Here is a 3,923-nt window from a genome sequence, read left to right as displayed (position 1 = left end):
CGGGCAGCAGGCCGGTGGCCAGCGGGTCGAGCGTGCCGCCATGGCCCGCCTTGGCCGCGTCGAACAGATAGCGCACGCGCCCGACAACCTGGGTGGAAGTCATGCCCGATGGCTTGTCGATCACCACCCAGCCGTCAAGCGGGCGTCCACGTTTGCGTCGCATTACTGGGCACCTTGCACCAATGGGGGGAATGCCGTGCGTTTAGACGAGGCACGCAGGCACGGCAATGCCCCATTCCGTACCGGGGGCTGGCCAGCGCGCGCCCGCGTGATAGATTAAGGCGAGAGACACATGCCTGCCATCACCCTACCCCGCTTTGCCAGCCGGGAATGAGGTGCCATCTTGCAACAAACAGGCGCATGGATACCGTGTTCCTTAAATGTTTTTCATTCTGCGTCTAGGGAGAGCTGAACACCATGGCTGAACGGCAGACCACGGTCGGTGCATTTGTGTTGGGTGGAGCCCTCCTTGGTGTGACGGCCATTGCGCTGTTTGGAAAATTTCATCCCTTCTCTCCCACCAGCCAGGCGGTGGTCGTGTTTGACGGGCCGGTCAACGGGCTGGGCGTGGGCGCGCCCGTTACATTCAACGGCGTGCAGGTCGGGCATGTGGAACGCATTGCCGTCCAGTTCGATCCCGCCACCCATCAGGCCTATATTCCCGTAACGCTGGAGCTTGAGGCCAACCGCGCCCATATGGCGGGCGACCACGGCAAGGATCTGGACGCCAAGGAACTGCCCAGACTGGTTGAAAACGGCCTGCGCGCGGAACTGCACATGCAGAGCTTTGTCACGGGGCAGGAAGAAATCGACCTGACCTTCGACCCCGGCGTGCCCGCGCGCCTGCATCCCGGCCTGAGCGCGCTGACCGAAATCCCGGCCCGGGAATCGGAAATGCAGAAGCTGACGGATGCGCTGACGGCGCTTCCGCTCAAGAACATCGCCAACAACGCGGACAGCATGCTGGTCAGCATCCGCACCCTGGCCGACAGGCTGGACAAGGATCTGCCCCCGCTGCTGGATAGCGTGCACAACACATCCGACCATACGCGGGTGACAGTGGACGCCGCGACCGATGCGATCCGGGATCTTGACCACCGGATGGATACGACACTGACCTCCATCAACCGCCTGGCCGATACCGGCACGGCCCAGCTTGATGCGCGCGGGAGCGAACTGCACACCCTGCTGGTCAATTCCAACGATACGGTGACCGAGGCCCGGGGCGCACTGGCCGGACTGCACGACATTACGGCCCCGAGTTCCGCCGACCGCTCCAATATCGATTCGTCGCTGCGCGATCTCGCCGCCGCCGCCGCCGCCCTGCGCGGCTTCGCCACGGATGTGGAACGCAACCCGCAACTGCTGCTGATGGGGCGTCGCAACTGATCCGCCCAATCCGGGGAATATAACGGAAAAGGCCGGTCCCGCATGATGCTGGACCGGCCTTTTTATTCCGTCATGTCAGAAGAAGGTTCTGGTGAAGCTTTTTGAAAAAAGGCGACACCGGAAGATTTTCAAGACAACGCGACTCTATGCGAATCAGGATTCCAGATCGCGTTTGACTTCCGGCTGGCGCAGCATGTTATCAACCTCCATGGCATAATCCAGCGCCGTATCGGGCTGGAAATGCAGGTCGGGCACACCACGCAGCCGCAGGGCATGGGACAGGCGCGTGCGCAGGAACGGGGTCACGCGCTTGAGCGCGGGCAGGAGTTCCGCCACATCACTCCGGCCCAGACGCGCCACGAATACCGTGGCATGCTTCAGGTCGGGCGAGATCCGCACCTCTGTCACCGTAATACGCACATCGGCCAGATCCGGGTCACGGAACTCGACGCGGGCGAATATTTCGGCCAGTGTCCGGCGCACTTCTTCCGCCACGCGCAACTGGCGCTGCGAGGGACCAGATGCGCCATGGCCGGCAAGTTTCCCTGCCGGCCCACTCTCGCTCATCCCTTTTCTGGATGAATTACGGCTCATGCCGGGACGAGTTCCATTTCATAACACTCAACCACATCGCCCTCACGCAGGTCGTTATACCCTGCGAAGGACAGGCCGCATTCGTAACCGCGCGCCACTTCCTTCACGTCATCCTTGAAGCGCTTGAGCTGGCTCAGGTCACCTTCATGGATCACGACGTTGTCACGCAGCAGGCGCACGCCACAGCCACGCTTGACCACACCTTCGGTCACGTAGCAACCGGCAACCTTGCCCACCTTGGTAATTTCGAAAACCTTGCGGATTTCGGCATAGCCAAGGAACTTCTCGCGATGCTTGGGCGCGATCTTGCCGCGCACAAGCTGCTCCACGTCATCCGACACCTGGTAGATGATGGAATAGTAGCGGATGTCCACGCCTTCACGCTGCGCCAGTTCGCGGGCCTGCGCCGTGGCGCGGACATTGAAGGCGATGATGATCGCGCCCGATGCCTTGGCAAGCTGCACATCGCTTTCCGTGATCTGGCCAACGGTGGCGTTGAGCACGCGGATCTTGACTTCCTCATGCTCCAGCTTCTGCACCGTGGCTTCCAGCGCCTCGGCCGAACCCTGCACGTCCGCCTTGATCAGGACGGCGACTTCCTTCTGCGCGCCAGCTGGATACGCGCCAGCATCTGGTCCAGCGTGCCGCGCGCGGCAGTCTGGCCAGCGGCCATGCGGTCCTTGATCACGCGCTGGCGGAACTCGGAGATTTCGCGGGCGCGATTCTCGTTTTCCACCACCACGAACGGCTCACCCGCACCCGGAACCCCGGTAATGCCCAGGATTTCCACCGGCATGGACGGACCCGCCTCGGACAGCTGGCGGTTACGGTCATCAATCATGGCGCGCACGCGGCCCCATTCGGCCCCCGCCACCACAATGTCCGTCCGGCGCAGGGTGCCCTTCTGGACCAGAACGGTCGCAACCGGACCACGCCCACGGTCCAGACGGCTTTCGATCACCGACCCTTCGGCCACCCGGTCGGGGTTGGCCTTCAGGTCAAGGATTTCCGCCTGCAGCAGGATCGCTTCCTCAAGCTTGTCCAGCCCGGTCCGCTTGAGCGCCGAGACCTCGACATCCTGCGTGTCGCCACCCATGCTTTCCACCACGATCTCGTGGTTCAGCAGTTCCTGACGCACGCGGTCGGGATTGGCGCCCGGCTTGTCGCACTTGTTGATGGCCACGATGATCGGGGCATCCGCCGCCTTGGCGTGCTTGATGGCCTCGATCGTCTGCGGCATGACGCCGTCATCCGCCGCCACCACCAACACGACCACATCCGTAACCGACGCGCCACGGGCGCGCATGGCCGTAAAGGCTTCATGGCCCGGCGTGTCGATGAAGGTGATCCGCGCCCCGGAGGCGAGGGTGACCTGATACGCACCGATATGCTGGGTAATGCCCCCGGCCTCGCCAGTGGCGACATCGGTGGTGCGCAGCGCGTCGAGCAGCGAGGTCTTGCCATGATCGACATGTCCCATGACGGTGACGACCGGCGGGCGGGGCATGAGATCTTCCGCCCGGTCCTCGATCCCCTCGATGCCGATCTCGACATCGCTGTCCGCCACACGGCGCACGCGATGACCGAATTCCTGCACGATGAGTTCAGCCGTATCCGCGTCAAGCGACTGCGTGACCGTCGCCATGACGCCCATCTTCATCAGCGCCTTGATGACCTCACCCTGACGGGCGGCCATGCGGTTGGCGAGTTCCTGCACCGTAATGGTCTCGGGCAGGACAACGTCACGCACCACGCGGACCTGATCGGAACGCAGGCGTTCGAGTTCGGCCTGACGGCGCTCACGCTCGCGCTGGCGACGGACCGAGGCGAGCGAACGGGTCTTGTCGTCGTCCCCCTCGATCGCGGCCTGCACGTCGATACGACCCGCGCGGCGGCTGTCATTGTTCTTCTTCGCGCCACCCGACGGGCGGCGGCTTGGC

The 3,923-nt window shown here is 63.5% G+C and carries 2 protein-coding genes and 2 pseudogenes; 1 reads left to right on the top strand and 3 read right to left on the bottom strand.

The features are described from left to right. Positions 1-163: pseudogene (locus JCM25156_RS23505) on the bottom strand (tRNA pseudouridine(55) synthase TruB); the annotation flags it as partial. A gap of 254 nt (positions 164-417) precedes the next feature. On the opposite strand from JCM25156_RS23505, the gene JCM25156_RS10680 reads away from it, so the two are divergent. Beyond that, positions 418-1,389: an MlaD family protein gene (locus JCM25156_RS10680; RefSeq protein ID WP_025813076.1), complete on the top strand. Its 972-nt coding sequence runs from the start codon at positions 418-420 to the stop codon at positions 1,387-1,389. Positions 1,390-1,542: 153 nt separating this feature from the next. Here JCM25156_RS10680 and rbfA read toward each other — a convergent pair whose 3' ends face one another. Both rbfA and infB read right to left on the bottom strand, forming a co-directional pair. Continuing rightward, complete coding sequence (rbfA, locus tag JCM25156_RS10675; RefSeq protein ID WP_084296503.1) at positions 1,543-1,956, bottom strand: 30S ribosome-binding factor RbfA; 414 nt, start codon at positions 1,954-1,956, stop codon at positions 1,543-1,545. Positions 1,957-1,979: 23 nt separating this feature from the next. Continuing rightward, a pseudogene (gene infB, locus JCM25156_RS23500) lies at positions 1,980-3,923 on the bottom strand (translation initiation factor IF-2); the annotation flags it as partial.

It is taken from the genome of Komagataeibacter kakiaceti JCM 25156 (assembly GCF_000613305.1).
Note: the sequence above shows the minus strand (reverse complement) of the source record. Positions and strands in the feature narration are given on the sequence as shown.

Coding starts and splice junctions, on each gene's coding strand:
- rbfA (WP_084296503.1), bottom strand. CDS start 1,956: ATGAGCGAGAGTGGGCCGGCAGGGAAACTTGCCGGCCATGGCGCATCT.
- JCM25156_RS10680 (WP_025813076.1), top strand. CDS start 418: ATGGCTGAACGGCAGACCACGGTCGGTGCATTTGTGTTGGGTGGAGCC.